The 15,927-nt window shown below is 52.3% G+C and carries 13 protein-coding genes; all 13 read right to left on the bottom strand.

Annotated elements, in window-relative coordinates; genetic code table 11:
• Positions 1 to 2: 2 nt before the first annotated feature.
• The 13 genes from PAECUDRAFT_RS19335 to PAECUDRAFT_RS19275 all read right to left on the bottom strand — a co-directional run bounded on the left by PAECUDRAFT_RS19335 (position 3) and on the right by PAECUDRAFT_RS19275 (position 15,767).
• Complete coding sequence (locus tag PAECUDRAFT_RS19335; RefSeq protein ID WP_006039827.1) at positions 3 to 668, bottom strand: septum site-determining protein MinC; 666 nt, start codon at positions 666 to 668, stop codon at positions 3 to 5.
• 62 nt (positions 669 to 730) lie between these two features.
• Positions 731 to 1,258 carry a rod shape-determining protein MreD gene (gene mreD, locus PAECUDRAFT_RS19330; RefSeq protein ID WP_006039826.1) on the bottom strand — a complete coding sequence of 176 codons (528 nt, stop codon included), beginning with the start codon at positions 1,256 to 1,258 and terminating at the stop codon, positions 731 to 733.
• On the bottom strand, positions 1,255 to 2,118 hold the full coding sequence (gene mreC, locus PAECUDRAFT_RS19325; RefSeq protein ID WP_040713466.1) for a rod shape-determining protein MreC: 864 nt from the start codon (positions 2,116 to 2,118) through the stop codon (positions 1,255 to 1,257). Before mreC ends, mreD begins: the two co-directional genes overlap by 4 nt.
• Positions 2,119 to 2,181: 63 nt before the next feature.
• A complete protein-coding gene (locus PAECUDRAFT_RS19320) occupies positions 2,182 to 3,210 on the bottom strand; it encodes a rod shape-determining protein (RefSeq protein WP_006039824.1) in 1,029 nt (342 codons plus the stop codon).
• 47 nt (positions 3,211 to 3,257) lie between these two features.
• On the bottom strand, positions 3,258 to 3,947 hold the full coding sequence (gene radC, locus PAECUDRAFT_RS19315; protein WP_006039823.1) for a RadC family protein: 690 nt from the start codon (positions 3,945 to 3,947) through the stop codon (positions 3,258 to 3,260).
• A 19-nt stretch (positions 3,948 to 3,966) separates the two neighbouring features.
• Positions 3,967 to 4,617, bottom strand: a complete 651-nt coding sequence (locus PAECUDRAFT_RS19310; protein ID WP_233516789.1) for a Maf family protein — start codon at positions 4,615 to 4,617, stop codon at positions 3,967 to 3,969.
• A 55-nt stretch (positions 4,618 to 4,672) separates the two neighbouring features.
• Positions 4,673 to 4,915 (bottom strand): DUF4321 domain-containing protein, encoded by a 243-nt coding sequence (locus PAECUDRAFT_RS19305; RefSeq protein WP_006039821.1) that lies wholly within the window; start codon positions 4,913 to 4,915, stop codon positions 4,673 to 4,675.
• Positions 4,916 to 4,976: 61 nt separating this feature from the next.
• A complete protein-coding gene (locus tag PAECUDRAFT_RS19300; RefSeq protein WP_006039820.1) occupies positions 4,977 to 6,479 on the bottom strand; it encodes an SPOR domain-containing protein in 1,503 nt (500 codons plus the stop codon).
• A 168-nt stretch (positions 6,480 to 6,647) separates the two neighbouring features.
• A complete protein-coding gene (locus PAECUDRAFT_RS19295; protein ID WP_006039819.1) occupies positions 6,648 to 7,796 on the bottom strand; it encodes a stalk domain-containing protein in 1,149 nt (382 codons plus the stop codon).
• A 130-nt stretch (positions 7,797 to 7,926) separates the two neighbouring features.
• Positions 7,927 to 9,309: a UDP-N-acetylmuramate--L-alanine ligase gene (gene murC, locus PAECUDRAFT_RS19290; protein ID WP_040713373.1), complete on the bottom strand. Its 1,383-nt coding sequence runs from the start codon at positions 9,307 to 9,309 to the stop codon at positions 7,927 to 7,929.
• Between the two features lie 7 nt (positions 9,310 to 9,316).
• Positions 9,317 to 10,699: a bifunctional folylpolyglutamate synthase/dihydrofolate synthase gene (locus tag PAECUDRAFT_RS19285; RefSeq protein ID WP_006039817.1), complete on the bottom strand. Its 1,383-nt coding sequence runs from the start codon at positions 10,697 to 10,699 to the stop codon at positions 9,317 to 9,319.
• Positions 10,700 to 10,726: 27 nt separating this feature from the next.
• Positions 10,727 to 13,387, bottom strand: a complete 2,661-nt coding sequence (locus PAECUDRAFT_RS19280) for a valine--tRNA ligase (protein WP_006039816.1) — start codon at positions 13,385 to 13,387, stop codon at positions 10,727 to 10,729.
• A 421-nt stretch (positions 13,388 to 13,808) separates the two neighbouring features.
• On the bottom strand, positions 13,809 to 15,767 hold the full coding sequence (locus PAECUDRAFT_RS19275; protein WP_006039815.1) for an endonuclease MutS2: 1,959 nt from the start codon (positions 15,765 to 15,767) through the stop codon (positions 13,809 to 13,811).
• Between the last annotated feature and the right edge of the window lie 160 nt (positions 15,768 to 15,927).

Raw genomic sequence — 15,927 nt, 5'->3', positions numbered from 1 at the left:
AACTACACTCCCTTATACACGATCGGATCTTTACGCATCCGGAACAATTGGGTCGTCTTGTCGACTTGCATGATGCCTTCTTGCAAAAATGCATATTCCATAGCAGCATCTCCAGTCATCCATTCCTCTGGAGGCCGGCTAATCACTTCAGCAATGCGCAGCTGTGTCGGACGAAGCAAGGAGGAAGCGATAATCGCATCGGCATTCCCTTCAGCCCCAGCATGTGCCATACCAGCCAGTGTTCCCATGACGTAAATATCCCCTGTACATATAATGGACCCGCCAGGATGCAAATCACCAAGCAGAAGCAAGCTTCCGTCATGCGTGACCACCTGTCCGGATCGAATAATGCCTGACATCACTTTCATTTCTTGCTTATTGCTGTTTGCTGCAGATACCTGCTCTGCCTCGCTTTGAATGGATTGCACGAGCAGGTTGCCCCTTTGGCGCAGCACCGATTTAATCCGATCCTTCTCATCCTCTGTCGTTTCACGGCTGCCTAATTTGACATGAACGTGAATAAGCGGTCCTGACAGCAGCTGCTGATGCGTTTTTTCCAACTTATAGTGAAGCTCATCGAGCAAAGCCGAAAATTCGCAGCGATCATCGAGAAGGAACACGAGACCTTCTTTAACGCCCTTAATCGTAATATGCTGTTTCTCGGTCAACGAACGTCCCTCCTCCAATCTACTCTTTCTTTTCGACATGCCTCGAATCCTGCCGAACGCGCTTATTCTTCTTCATTTTCCGGTTTCATGGCATAGCCCGAACGGTCAACCCAACGCCGAACCGGCACGTAAACAACTAAAGCAAAGCCCAATTGAAGAAACGTACTAAGCAAAATATGATCGATCATCGCGTACTCATAGGTTTCGCGAGTAAACCGGAAGACGAGATAAACACCGTAAATAACCGTCTCATAGACGAGACAGCAAACAGTCACAACGAGCAATGCGCTCATCATGGTAACCCGCTTTTTCTCCAGCAGCAGCCCGGTTAGATAACCAAGCAGCCCCATCGAGAACGAATGAATGCCGAGCAGATGGCCATAGTAGACGATATCTTGCAGCAACCCGAAAACAAGCCCGAGCACAAGCGCTTTATGCCGTCCGCCGTACAACGCCGTATACAGCACAATGACGAATGTAAAATGCGGGATGAGCCTGCCTGTCAGCTGTTCTGGCATGAACCACGGAACAAGCGTGCCCTCGATCAGGAAAAGAACGAACATCAAGACGACCAGTCGCCCGGTCGTCATGGCGTTTCATCCCCTGTCTCCGACATCTTCACGACGAAGAGCTCCGTTGGACGGTCAAAATCGGCTAATGGCCGCACGGACGCCACTTTGGTCAGTCCAAAATCGCCTGCTTGCGGCGGCGTTTCCACTGTCCCGACAACCAGACCACTAGGGAACACGTTACCTAAGCCAGAAGTGATGACCGTATCGCCCACCATCATCGGATCCTTCTCGGGAATGCGGCTCATCATGAGCCTTCCCGATTCCTTATCGTAAGTACTAATAATACCGAATGATTCATTTTCACGACCAAGCACCGTGACGGAAATCGATTTGGAGTTTGGCGATTTCTCATCCAGAGAAGAAATCGGCTGAACGCTGGAGGAGAATGCCGACACCTTATCGACAATGCCTACCAGCCCATCTTCCGAAACTACCGCCATATCTTTCTTGATCCCGTTCTCTGACCCGAGATTAATGCGAATGGTCGGATTATAAGGATCAGGGCTTACAGCGACGACTTGCGCAATCAAATATTCATAATCATTCAACTTTTTTTGTCGCTCTGTAAAATGGAGTTTTTCCTGCAGCCGTACATTTTCTTTCTCAATGACGTTGTACTTGATCTTGTCTCGCGCGTAAGCCGCTGCCGTCGTCCGGAGCTGCTCATTCTCTTCATGCAGGGATCGGATGCTGCCAATATCCTCAAACAAGCCCGCTATATAGCCAGCGGGCTTGTAAAACCATTGCTGTACGTAGGCGACGGAATCATTGACGAACTTTTCGGGTGCCGACAGCTTCCTGTCGTTAAGCGAAAATCCGAGCACTGCGATGAACAAGATCAATCCGATCATGAGGACGAACAGTCGTTTGTTTCTCATCAGATTAAACAGTTCAATCACCGCCCATTGGTAAACTAATACGTAAGAGAAACCGCCTGTAACCTAACGCTTAGAGCGGGAAGACGACGATTTGTTCTTAAATAAATGAATGTTGTCAAGCGCGCGTCCCGTGCCAATCGCTACGCAATCGAGCGGATTCTCGGCAACGATAACAGGCATCCCTGTCTCGCGTGCCAGCAGCTTGTCCAGGCTGTGCAGCAGTGCGCCGCCGCCGGTCAAAACAATGCCACGGTCCATAATATCAGCAGACAGCTCCGGCGGGCACTTCTCCAACGTGATCTTTACCGCGTCGATGATGGAGTTAACCGTATCTGTGAGCGCCTCTCTCATTTCCTCCGAGGAAATGGACAATGTCTTCGGCAGGCCGGACACAAGATCGCGCCCGCGAATTTCGATCGATTCCGTGCGGTCGAACGGCATAGCTGAACCGATCTCCATTTTTAGCTGCTCAGCAGTCCGCTCGCCGATCATCAGATTGTATACGCGCTTGATGTACTGGATAATCGCCTCATCCATCTCATCGCCAGCGACGCGAATGGAACGGCTTGTCACGATGCCGCCAAGCGAAATGACAGCTACCTCAGTCGTACCGCCGCCGATGTCGACAACCATGCTGCCTGTCGGCTCCCATACGGGAAGATCAGCACCGATCGCTGCTGCGAACGGCTCTTCGATCGTATAAGCTTCGCGCGCGCCCGCTTGCTTGGTCGCATCCTCAACCGCGCGTTTTTCCACGGCCGTAATGCCCGATGGCACACATACCATAACGTTCGGATGACGCGGGAAAAGCGCACGCTGCTTTTGCGCTTGGCGGATAAAATATTTGATCATTGTAGCGGTTGTTTCAAAGTCAGCAATAACGCCGTCCTTCATCGGGCGAATCGCCCGAATGTTGCCGGGTGTTCGGCCGATCATTTTCTTTGCATGCTCGCCTACCGCTTCAATCGTCTTCGTATCAGTACGTAAGGCAACCACAGATGGCTCCCTAACGACAATTCCTTTTCCACGCACATAGACCAGGGTATTCGCCGTTCCCAAGTCGATCCCTAAATCTTTCGATCCTCCAAACATGTTTGTAAAGCTCCCTTCTCTTCATAACCACAATCCTAATTATTATATTACAACAAGCCTTGCTCCTTCAAACTAACAAACTTTCCATCTCCAATGATCAGATGATCCAAAACCTCGATTCCGATCAACTCTCCCGCTTCCGCTAAACGCCGGGTTAACGAGATATCTTCCGGACTGGGCGTTGGGTCACCACTGGGATGGTTATGGGCGCAAATAATGGAAGCGCTGCTGCGCTTAATCGCCTCGCGAAACACCTCTCGCGGGTGGACCAATGAAGCATTCAATGTTCCAACCGATAGCATGTCCTTCGCTACGACTTGATTTTTCGTATTTAGAAACAAGCACATGAAATGCTCTCTAGACTGATAACGCAGCTCATCCATCACGAGTTCCGCTGCATCTTGCGGCCGCTTGATGACAGGCCGGTCTCCGAAACGGGAAGCAGCAATTCTTCGCCCGAGCTCAATTCCCGCTTTCAGCTGAAGCGCCTTAGCCGGTCCTACGCCATGCAGCTCCATCAACTGCTCCAGGCTGAAATCGACCAGATTACGAAGTCCGCCGCATTCCTGAAGCAAGCGCGAGGCCAGCTCAACGACAGATTCCCGGCTCGTACCCGTTCGCAATAAAATCGCCAACAATTCCGAATGACTCAGCGCCTCAGCCCCATGTGCCATCATGCGTTCTCTAGGTCGTTCTTCACGGGGGACATCGCGCATCAATTGCGCTCTCAACTCCATGCCCCAACCTGCCTTCTCATCAATATACGTTTATGCCGTAATCGGCCAGCATGTCTGACAGCAAAGACAACGGCAATCCAACGACGTTAAAATAACAGCCCTCAATCCGTTCCACATTCGTGGCGCCAAGCCCTTGAATCGCATAGCTTCCCGCCTTGTCCATCGGCTCGCCCGTCTCTACATACCTTGTAATCCGCTCTGTCGACAACGGCTTCATCCATACCTGCGTCCGCTGGTGCTTCACGGAACGCTGTCCAGTTGCCGAATCGACGAGCGCTACGCCTGTGAACACTTCATGGGCGCGGCCTTGCAGCCGACTTAAAGCAGCAATAGCGTCTTGCTTGTCAACAGGCTTGCCAAGCACTTCTCCGTCCAATACAACAATGGTATCGGCACCGATGACTAGCGATGAGCCGCTCCCGCCACGATCAGCGAGCGCCTCATGCTGAAGTGTCGCTACGACCGCTTCCGCTTTACGCAATGCCAGATTTTCGACAACCTGCGAAGCCGACCATTCAGCAGGCACGGACTCGTCTGCATCACTGGACAAAATACGAACCGGCAAAAAAAGGTCGAGGGATGCGACCAGTTCCTGCCGGCGCGGAGACGATGAGGCCAGCACGAGCTGGCTTATATGATTGGTTTCGGAACGAATTCCGTTATGAGCCACTGAAAAAGGCACTTCCTCTCTTGACTTGCATGCAGCATCGCTGCCGCTTGAGGTTCTAAAGCTTGCGATACAACCAGATTGCCGCAACTACCCCAAGTATGCTAAGCAAGCTAAGCTCCAGCCGGATCGTCAGATCATAGCTGAACACATATAAATCCGCATCAGGCGACCATGTGATGGTCGATGTATTCGTTAAAAACGAAAGGCCTGACACCTTTTTTAACCATTTTGCTACGAGTGCTCCCGAAAGCAAGCCGAGCACGATAAATAGAAGGAGGGTCCAGCCATTCTTCTTCATCCTTCAACGCCTCTCGCCATGAATTGACACCTATGGACATTATAAGCGGTATCCAAACGGTTTACAATCCAGGGTTCGATTCCAACCATCCTTTTTCAACGAATATCGCGGTCATCAATGCGGACTGCGCATTCCACAGATGAGCCTCAGCCGGCTTCTTGTTATATTCCGCCAAGGAAACCGCAGCTGTATTAATCGCCTGCTCCAAACGAACGGCTAATTTTTTCTGCTCATCCGTTAATTTGGAACGGATGGCGGATGAGGTTGCAAGCCACTGCTCATGCTGCTTCGACCATGCCGCTGATTGCGCTCCGCTTATAGGTTGCGGCGTCGCCAGCTCTAATTGGTCCAGCGTTAACCGGTCCAATGTGGAAACGAGCGCATTCGTCTGCTCCCAATATTGCTGAAGCTGGGACGATTCGCCTGCAAAAGCCATTTTGTCGACAGCTGGCAATTCTATCGATTTTACATACACCTCGATACCGCCGAGCGATTGACTTAGCGCAAGCGCGCCATCCCGTTCTCGCGAGACGCCTACATAAACGCGATAATCTTGCTCCGTATCCCATCGATAAGCAGCCAGTCCTTTGTCCTTAAGCTCCTTCACTGCCGCATCCGCACCTTCTGCCGAGCTGAACACCCCATATTGGAGCGTCGAGTAGGTCACTGCAGGCAAATTAAGCTTGACCGAAGCGGATGAACCAGACGAGCCAGTCGGTTCCGCGGCGCCTGTACCCGGTGAATTCGGGAGCGAAATGACCGATTGCTCGCCATTGCTCGTTCGATCCGAATTTTCAGCGGAAGTCTTCAAGGTCGCAGGCGATTGCCCTTTAGCATCATCTGCCCAAGGACCTTGTCCTGCGAATAGGGAAAGCGCCAAGTACCCGAACAGCGCCCCCGTCGCTATGGCGCCTGTCACCGAAGCAAACACTTTAAGCCAAGAAGGGCCTCGCGGGTGCGTCCTTGTATAATCTACCCCGAGGGACCTCTTGTCGAAACGTTGTCCTGTTAATTCGACAAAAGACTCGTCCGTAAGCAAGTCAGATAAATCAGGCTTAACGATAGCATCTTTTTTTGGAGAATCCTCCACGCGTTCATCCGGATAGCCAGTCGGCTCAATCGACATCGTTTCGCGAGCAGCTTCAACGTCTGCGTCCTCTACCTGTATACGATTCGGAATCGAAATTAGTTTTCGTTCGGTATGATCCAGATTTCGCTTGTTTCGTTGAATCGGTTCGGGAAAATGCCACGTGCGCTCCGAAGCGGCCTCCTTCGCAGGCTCCTGCCGTTGTCCGTTCGATTCCCCATGCTCGAACGTCTCACTAATCGCGCCGTTCTCCGATCTAATAAGCAGCTCCAAAGCTTGAATATCCGATTGGAATAAAGGATCGCGAGAGCTCGACTCCATATGCTCAGGCAGCGATGAAGAAACGCCCTCTGCTGCATCCAGCCTGTCCGACACTACGCGCATTTGCGGTTTTATCCGTTTCTCATCCGCCGCTAAACGGCCCGACTGTGCTTCATTCGCATCAAAGCGGAATGTCATTCGTGACTCTCGTTTCATCGTCCTTCGCTCCTTCGAAAGCATTCGTTCTTCCCGTTCTGTACTACTAATCTATGAGCAGGCTGCGAGATTTATGACGACAAGTCCATTTTCGCGCCCAATGAAAAAACAAGCAGCAGATTTCCGTTAAGAATTCTGCCGCTTGTTTGGATCAACTCGTTATTCGGTTTAGTAAAGGTCTAATACATCGCTAATCTTCCATTGCCCTGCATCGTCCTTCGATAGATAAAGAATCGATTCATAGGAGTACTCTTCCTCTTCATCTTCAATCTCGTAAGTGATGAGGACGGCAGCCTTGCCGTTTTTCTCATCTACAGAAAGGAAGAATGGATTCTCGACCTTAAAGACGGAAGTATAATCAGCGAACAATTGTTCCCAGTATCCAAGCTGCTCCTCTTTGCTTGCCGAATCCGCCGTGAACAAGCCGCCAATTGCTTCCACATCTGCAGCGTTCAGCGAAGCCACATATTGTTGAACGAAGCTATTCACGCCTGAAGCGAATTCTGGCGTCGTTGCAGCTGGCGTTTCAGGAAGATCTAGAACAGAGTCATCTAACCTCTCGCTCTTGATTTTCCAGGCGCCAGCGCTGTCTTTTACTAGCACGAATGTCTCAGAAACAACCTCGCCCGGTATGTACAACTCGCTCGAATACTGCACTTTAAATTCCGTTTCAATCGTAACCTGCGAAGCAGAGAACGCCGTTACAACGTTGCTCGTTACCTTAATTTGCATGTCATACTGTTCAAACGCTGCAAACATGCCTTCCTTGAAATCCGCATTCCAATACTTTGGCAGCCATGCTGCCTGAATCCCTTTGGCATCCTCTTTGGCATGCAACTGAATATACTGATTCACCGCATCAAGCGCTTTCGCTTTACTCAGCTTTGTGACAGCTGCTGGGGAAGTGACGACCAGCTTGCTGCTTCCGTCCCACTTGGCAATGCCGCCCAAGCTCTGAACAACGAACTCAGCAGGAACGATGATGTAGCCTTTGAGGCTGTACGGAGCGACCGTCAATGCTTTTTTCACGCCGTTGACGACCGCCGACTTGCTGTCAACAGTCAGCTTCACCACGGAAGCGCCGCTCTTAATCGTTGCGGTTTTGGTTTTCGTGTCAAACGCATAGGTTGCGCCGATTTTGGCAACTAACGGCTTAGCCTCTACCATCGTAACGTTTGTTTTACGTACAGGCGCTTGCGTAAATTTGACAGCCGTCCCGTCAACCGTGACGCTGACAGCGACAGCTCCGAATACGGTGGCTGGCACCAGCATCACTGCCATACAGATAAGCAATAAAATCGATAATTTCTGTTTCAATTCAACCATCCTTATGTATTTTTTATTTTCCCCTCCAGTATACGGCAGTGTTTTTTTAAAATAAAGAAAAAAATAGGCAAACTCGCTATGCGCGAGCTTGCCTATTTGCCATTTTACTTCGAATGTATTGTTATAAACTTTCCGCTAATGCCGCAGCTACCTTCCAAATATCGCCGGCGCCCATCGTAATAATCAGGTCGCCCGGCTTCTTCGACGCGATCAGCCGTTCCAGCACTTCTTCCTTCGTTGGGACATAAGCGGTATTCGCATTGCTGTTCTGGACGATCATCTCGACCAGTTTACGGGAGTGCACGCCTTCAATTTGCTGTTCGCCTGCTGGCGAATAGATATCCGTAATAATAACCTCATCTGCTTCGCCGAACGCACAGCTGAATTGCTCCAGCAGGAAATACGTACGCGTATATCGCTGTGGCTGGAATACAGCAACAATCCGCTTGCCCGTCGCTTTGGCCGCGCTGATCGTCGCTTGAATTTCCGTTGGATGATGCGCGTAATCATCGATGACAAGAATATCATTCTTCTCGCCAAGAACATGGAAACGCCGCTTGGCCCCGCGGAACAAACGAATCGCTTCAGCGACGGACTCGAACGAGAGGCCTGCCTCGAGGCAAGTAATAATCGTAGCCATCGCGTTGTATACATTATGCCGACCGGGAACGGACAGTTCAACGTTGCCCAGCGTTTCGCCGTCACGATGCAAGATGAAGCTTACCTTGCGGTCGCCTAATTGAAGATCTGATGCGCGATAATTAGCCTCCTGATCAATGCCGTACGTCACGATTTGATCGTTTCGCAAAGCGCCGCCGCGGAGCGAAGGCAGCATTTCCTGCAGATTCGTATCGTCAATGCATACGATCGCTTTGCCGTCAGGCTTCACTTGATGCAGAAACTGGACGTACGCTTCTTTCAGCTTGTTGAAGTCGCCTTCGTAATTTTCAAGATGATCTGGTTCAATATTCGTCACAATTGCAATTGTAGGATGGTATTGCAGGAATGAGCCGTCGCTCTCATCCGCTTCTGCAACGACGTATTCTCCTTTGCCGGCTTTTGCGTTCGTGCCCACATTGACGATTTCGCCGCCAATAATGTACGTCGGATCGATTTTGCACGTTTCCATCACGAGCGCAATCATCGACGAAGTCGTCGTTTTGCCATGGGCGCCTGCAACTGCAACGCCCTTGCCAGCATTCATGAGTCGGGAAAGCATCTGTGCGCGATGCAGCACCGGAATGTTCAGCTCTTCCGCAGCCTTCCGTTCTACGTTGTCTTTCGAGAGCGCGGTTGAGTACACAACGAGATCGGCGCCCTTAACATGCTCCGCTTCATGGCCGATGAAGATGCCTGCCCCTTTTTGCGCAAGCTTCTCCGTCAGTTCTGCGCGGACCACATCGGACCCCGTCACCTTATAACCCATTTCCAGCATGACACGCGCAATTGCGCTCATCCCATAACCGCCGATGCCGATAAAATGCACATGTTCTGCCGTATTCAAAGACGGTTCACCAACCTTTTTCAGAATCCTTGATATGAAGCAGCTGGGCGCGCACGTCAGAAATGAGATACAAAGTTCCCGTCACGACGCCAAGATCGCCATCTGCTGTCAGTGTCTCAAGCTTATCGAGCGCCGCACGCCAATCCGGTTCGACAATGACTTCCACCGTCAAGCCTTCTTCTGACGCAACCTCTCGTACGATAGACGCAAACGAAGCCGCGTCCATTTTTTTTCGAAAATCGGGCTCGGTCACGATCAGCGTATTCGCTATTGGCAGTATATGCCGCAAAGCGTCTCTGTGATTCTTATTCTCGAGCATTCCCATCATGACATGCGCCTGATTATAGGAGTAGGTCGTACGCAGCGCGGCAGCCAAAGACTTCGCCCCTTCGGGATTATGTGCGCCGTCCACGAGTATACGCGGCTTTTGCGACACCATTTCCAACCGTCCCGGCCATGCGGTCGTACGAAGTCCCTTCACGAGATCCTCATCGTCAAGCAGCAGCGCAGCGTACTGGCGAAGCACTTCAAGTCCCATAATCGTCAATGCGGCATTGTCCACCTGATGGCCGCCATTCAACGTAATTTCAAGCGATTCGATGGAACGGAACGGCCCTGTGAAATCGAATGTTTGGCGATTTTCTTCTACAATACGCCGCTCATAGTTAAACTGTTCGCCGAGCAAATACAACGTGCTTTTCGACTGCTTCGCTTTTTCCTTCAGCACAGCGATCACTTCCGGCTGGGTAGCCGTGCTCACGACAGGAACGCCCGGCTTGATAATGCCAGCCTTCTCGCGAGCCACATCCTCGATGGTATCGCCCAGCACATCCATATGGTCGTGTCCGACGTTCGTGATCAGCGAGAGCACGGGCGACACAATGTTCGTCACATCCATCCGTCCGCCCAGTCCCGTCTCCCATACAACGTAATCAGGGAAAGTAACTTTAGCAAAATAAAGAATGGCAATCGCTGTCGACACCTCAAACATCGTCGGAGAACCCAGTTCTGTTGCTGCGATATCCTCGACATGCGGCTTCAACATATTCGCTAGATTCGTAAGCGTTTCCTCTGGAATATCCTCGCCGTTGTATTGGAACCGGTTCGTAAATTTCGTAATGTACGGGGATGTGAACGTCCCTACATCATAACCGCATGCAAGCAGAATCGATGTCAAATACGCACAGGTCGAGCCTTTGCCGTTCGTGCCTGCCACATGGATAAATTTCAATCTGCGCTCCGGATTGCCGAGCCGTTCCATGAGCAGCTGCATCCGCTCTAAGCCTGGGCGAATTCCGAAAGGAATCAAGCCGTTAATCCAATCTGCTGCTTCTGTATAGGAGTGAAGCGGAACGGCGTCTGCCGCCGTCCCTGTTTGTTTATCGTTCATCTGTATCCGCTACCTTCCTTCCGGCCGTTATCCGCGAAGCTCGGCGATGCGGGCCAGCACTTTGTCGCGTTTGTCGGCGTAATCCGCCATTTTCGCTTTTTCTTCCTCGATCACTTTAGCCGGAGCTTTGGCGACGAAGCCTTCATTGCCAAGCTTTTTCTCGATCCGCTCCACTTCGCCGTTCAGCGTCTTCAGCTCTTTCTCCAGGCGAGTTATTTCCTGGGCAATGTCGATGAGGCCCGCGAGCGGGAAGTACAGATCGGCGCCGGTCACAATCGCGGTCATCGCCTTCTCTGGCGTTTCGACAGCGAGCGCAATATCCAGCTTGGAGGTGCCGCAGAAGCGTTCCACGAATTCGCGGTTGCGCTCTACAATCGCCAGCTCGGCTTGGCCTGCCGGTTTGATGATCAGCTCGATCTTCTTGCTCATCGGCACGTTTACTTCCGCACGAATGTTACGAACGGAACGAATGAGATCCATCAGCAACTCCATCTCTTTAACCGCTTCTGGCGCTTCCAACGCAGCTTCATATACTGGCCAAGCTGCAAGCGTAATCGTTTCGCCCTCATGCGGCAAGTGTTGCCATATCTCTTCGCTAATAAACGGCATGAACGGATGGATCAACCGCTGCGTCCGGTCCAGCACATAAGCAAGGACGGATTGCGTAGCTTTCTTCGCCGCTGCGTCGCTGCCATATAAGTTGAGCTTCGCAAACTCGATATACCAGTCGCATAGATCGTCCCAAATGAAGTTGTAAAGCAGGCGGCCCGTTTCGCCGAAATCGTAGCTGTCGATCATCCGCGTCACATCACGCGACGTTTCGTTCAAGCGATGAAGAATCCAACGGTCAGCCGTCCCGAGCGGTACAGTAATGTCAATATCGGCAGCCGATACGCCTTCCAAATTCATCAATGCGAAGCGCGATGCATTCCAAATCTTATTGGCAAAGTTGCGCGCTTGCTCAACCTTCTCCCAACGGAACCGGAGATCCTGGCCAGGCGTGTTGTTCGTCGACAGCATGAAGCGCATCGCATCTGCACCATATTTCTCGATAACATCGAGCGGGTCGATGCCGTTGCCAAGCGACTTGGACATCTTCTGATTGTTCTCGTCACGGACGAGACCATGCATCAGCACGTCCTTGAACGGAATTTGGTCCGTAAATTCAAGGGCAGTGAAGATCATCCGCGCAACCCAGAAGTAGATGATGTCGTAGCCTGTTACGAGCAGATCCGTCGGATAGAAGCGTTTGAAATCCTCGTGATCTTCATCTGGCCAGCCCAGCGTCGAGAAAGGCCATAGCGCGGAGCTGAACCACGTATCAAGCACATCCTCATCCTGCTTCCAAGGCGAGCCTTCCGCATCAGCGCCCTCCGGCGCTTCCGTTCCGACATAAATCTCGCCAGTCTCAGCGTGATGCCATGCTGGGATGCGATGTCCCCACCACAGCTGGCGGGAAATACACCAATCGCGCACATTCTCGATCCATTGCAGATACGTCCGCTCAAACCGATCCGGCACGAAGTTAACGCCTTTGCCTTCGCGCTGGGCTTCAATCGCGCGATCGGCCAGCGGTTTCATCGCAACGAACCATTGCGTGGACAAGTACGGCTCTACTACCGCGCCGCTGCGCTCCGAGTGGCCGACCTGATGGACATGCTCCTCGATGCGGATGCAAACGCCGAGCTCCTGCAGATCCTTCACAATGCGCTTACGGCATTCCGCACGGTCAAGCCCCTCATAAGGTCCGGCCTGATCGTTCATCGTACCGCTTTCGTCCATGACCGTAATTTGCGGCAGGTCATGGCGAAGGCCCAGCTCGAAGTCATTCGGATCATGCGCTGGCGTAATTTTTACGGCACCGGATCCAAAATCCTTCTCGACATATTCGTCTCCGACGATCGGAATTTCGCGGCCGATAATCGGAAGAATGAGCGTGCTGCCGATCAAATGCTTGTACCGGTCATCCTCTGGATGTACGGCAACTGCCGTATCGCCCAGCATCGTTTCCGGACGCGTCGTTGCGACCGTCAGATGTCCGCTGCCGTCTGCGAGCGGGTATTGCAGGTGATACAGATTGCCATTGACTTCCTTGTACTCGACCTCAATGTCGGACAGAGCAGTGCGAGCGGCCGGATCCCAGTTAATAATTTTTTTGCCGCGGTAGATCAAGCCCTTCTCGTACAGCTTCACGAATACTTGGCGCACTGCACGGGACAAGCCTTCATCCAGCGTAAACCGTTCGCGGGAATAATCGAGCCCGAAGCCCATTTTCGCCCATTGCTCGCGGATCGTGTTATTGTAGGTTTCTTTCCATTCCCAAACCTTCTCCAGAAACTTCTCGCGGCCGAGGTCATAACGCGAAAGCCCTTGCTCGCGAAGCTTCTGCTCCACCTTCGTTTGCGTAGCAATGCCGGCATGGTCGCTGCCTGGCAGCCAGAGCGCGTCAAAGCCTTGCATCCGCTTAGTCCGCGTCATGATATCCTGCAGCGTAAAATCGAGCGCATGGCCGATATGCAGCATGCCGGTTACGTTCGGAGGCGGGATAACAATCGTATATTTGGGCGCGTCGGGACGTTTGCCCGCTTCAAAATAGCCGCCCTTCATCCAATACTCGTACCATTTGTGCTCCGCACTCTTCGGATCATAAGTTGTCGGCATCGCGGTCGTTGGTTGGTTATCTGACATCCTATACTACCTCCATCGGGTTAAAAAAAATAAAAAACCTTCCGTCGCAAAGGACGAAAGGTTCTAGCTTCCGTGGTACCACCTTCATTCCATGCGGATCTACGCGCAACGCGCGCCACATGGCACTTGAACAGATAACGGCTGTGACCGGCCGAGCCTAGCGGATGCTTCATGCTTCGTAAGCAAAATCCGTTCAGCCCGAGCAACTCCGGGGCGACACGCGGCGTCGAATGTCCTGCGGTTCCTCTCAGCGTAACGGCTCCGCTCTCTGAAGGCACGACTGCAGCGCTTCCCTTTCCATGTTGTTGCCAATATTGACTTGCCATCAATCCAATCGTCCGGATCAAAAATGATCACTTGCGGAATGATCGCGTATATGGTAATCATACTGCTCTTGACGTCGCAAGTCAACGCATAGGGGTTATTCACCGGCATCTGGCGGATTCTCGATTCGCACATCTTTTACATATTTGCGGCTCATTAGATGGCGTTTCTTCCGATCCGACTTCGAATCGAATACGATCGCCATATCGTAATCGCTCCCAGGGTACAGCTTGCTTCGATCGATATAAGGCGCCAGCCGCTTGCGATTGAACGTCAGCTTCTTCTGTTCGACCTGCACGATCACGTTCCCGCGCTCGTCAGCCTCCTGATATACGATCCCTGTCCGCTTCAGCGGGTAAATCCAGACGCAGTCCCCGCTCTGGAATGCCTTTGGCTTGGTCGGCGCTTCCTCATCGTTTCGCTTCTGTCCCGGCCTGGCCTGCTTTTTAGCCTGGTTACCCGGAATGGCTTTTCTCGCCACCCCGCTGTCGGCATCAACCATCGTTATCCGTTCATTGCTTTGAGGAGCATTCGAGACCATAGCCTCCGCTCTGGCTACGATCGCTTCCGGCAAACCAAATCGTCTAGCTACAGCGAAGGCTCTGCTCTCGCCAGCCTCTCCAATGACAAGCCGATGGAGCGGCCGCAGCGTCTGCGGATCAAAGGTCATGCTTGCGTTCATGCAGCCGGCTGTCTGTGATGCGTATCGTTTAATCTCGTTAAAATGGGTCGTCGCTGCCACCAGCGCTTCTTGCGATAGCAAATGCTCCAATACCGCGATCGACAACGCGATGCCTTCGCCGGGATCTGTACCTGCAGCCAATTCGTCAAGCAGCAGCAAAGTCCGGCTGTCCGCTGCCTTGACCATCGCGGCGACGTTCGTCATATGAGCGGAAAATGTGCTCAGTGATTGCTCGATATTTTGCCCATCGCCAAGGTCCGCCATCAAGCAATGGAACAAGCCCAGCTCGCTGGTTGCTTCCGCAGGAATAAGGAAGCCAGCCTGATGCAGAAGGACGAGCAGTCCGGCCGTTTTGAGCGCAACCGTCTTGCCGCCAGTATTCGGACCGGTAATGATGAGCTGCTTCCATTCATACCCCATCTCTACATCGAGCGGTACGCATTGCTCATTGGGCAGCAGGGGATGCCTCGCACCTTGAAGCTTAATGACAGGCTCCGCGCTCCATTTGGGCCTTTGCCCGTTGTAAGTGCGCGATAGCTTGCCTCTGGCCGTAATAAAATCAAATGTCCCCATCCCATCCACATTCCAGGTCAGCTCTGTCGTACGCGCCTCCGCCATAGCCGACAGTTGCGCTCTAATCATATAGCATTCCTGCTCCTCATCCGCTTTCCAGCTATCCCATTCTTGCTGGAGCCCCGCTACGTCAACAGGCTCTACAAATAGCGTTTGGCCGCTGGCGGATTCGTCCCACACGGTGCCCGGCACCTGCTTGCGCAGCTCGCGCTTCACGGCAATGACATAATGGCCGCGACGCTTGCTAACGATCGATTCTTGCAGCGCCGACTTGTATTTTCCCATCGCCTGCTCAATCTTTTTCTCAATCTTGGCTTCCAGCGCATACAACTGGCGACGAATACGCCCCAACTCCGCGCTGGACTCATCCGTCAGTTGATTGCCTCTCAAGCATCGAGCCAGCTCCTTGCGCAGTTCCGGGCAATCGTCCATGGAATCCGCATATGAAGCAATGCGCGGGGCTACCTCGCGTTTGCTCTCCATATATCGTTTCATTTGGGCTACCGAGGCTAACCAAACGCCAAGCTGATGCAGCTCTTGTTCCGCGTATACTTTCCCTTTTCCGAGCAGGGAGACGATAAGGTCAATCCCTTCCATCGCTGATAATGGAACGCTTGCGCCAAGCGCAAGCAGCCTTGCCGCCTCTTCCGTCTCTTCCAGCCAAGCCTGCACGCGGCTGGCATCTCTGCTCGGCCCATGCCGCTCCACCAGCCTCCGCCCTGCGGGCGACACTGTGAAATCTGCTGCCATTTCTAACAACTGGTCCAACTCAAGCATTCTTTTAGTCGCTTCGTTGATCATGTCCATACAGCTCCTTTTCAGCCTATTGAGGGTACAAAAAAAGGACGAAACGCGAGTAGGCGTTCCGTCCCCAAACAGCCGCAGCATTCCAGCATTCAATCCAATCACGCGATAAACGCAAAAAAGCCGTGCTGCTAGAGCACGGCGATTGGACCGAACG

This window comes from Paenibacillus curdlanolyticus YK9 (genome assembly GCF_000179615.1).
Lineage (GTDB): Bacteria > Bacillota > Bacilli > Paenibacillales > Paenibacillaceae > Paenibacillus_T > Paenibacillus_T curdlanolyticus.
Note: the sequence above shows the minus strand (reverse complement) of the source record. Positions and strands in the feature narration are given on the sequence as shown.

Bases quoted from the DNA above. Each gene is read 5' to 3' on its own strand.
- mreD (WP_006039826.1), bottom strand. From the start codon at position 1,258: ATGACGACCGGGCGACTGGTCGTCTTGATGTTCGTTCTTTTCCTGATC.
- mreC (WP_040713466.1), bottom strand. From the start codon at position 2,118: ATGAGAAACAAACGACTGTTCGTCCTCATGATCGGATTGATCTTGTTC.
- PAECUDRAFT_RS19320 (WP_006039824.1), bottom strand. From the start codon at position 3,210: ATGTTTGGAGGATCGAAAGATTTAGGGATCGACTTGGGAACGGCGAAT.
- radC (WP_006039823.1), bottom strand. From the start codon at position 3,947: ATGGAGTTGAGAGCGCAATTGATGCGCGATGTCCCCCGTGAAGAACGA.
- PAECUDRAFT_RS19305 (WP_006039821.1), bottom strand. From the start codon at position 4,915: ATGAAGAAGAATGGCTGGACCCTCCTTCTATTTATCGTGCTCGGCTTG.
- PAECUDRAFT_RS19300 (WP_006039820.1), bottom strand. From the start codon at position 6,479: ATGAAACGAGAGTCACGAATGACATTCCGCTTTGATGCGAATGAAGCA.
- PAECUDRAFT_RS19285 (WP_006039817.1), bottom strand. From the start codon at position 10,699: ATGAACGATAAACAAACAGGGACGGCGGCAGACGCCGTTCCGCTTCAC.
- PAECUDRAFT_RS19280 (WP_006039816.1), bottom strand. From the start codon at position 13,387: ATGTCAGATAACCAACCAACGACCGCGATGCCGACAACTTATGATCCG.
- PAECUDRAFT_RS19275 (WP_006039815.1), bottom strand. From the start codon at position 15,767: ATGATCAACGAAGCGACTAAAAGAATGCTTGAGTTGGACCAGTTGTTA.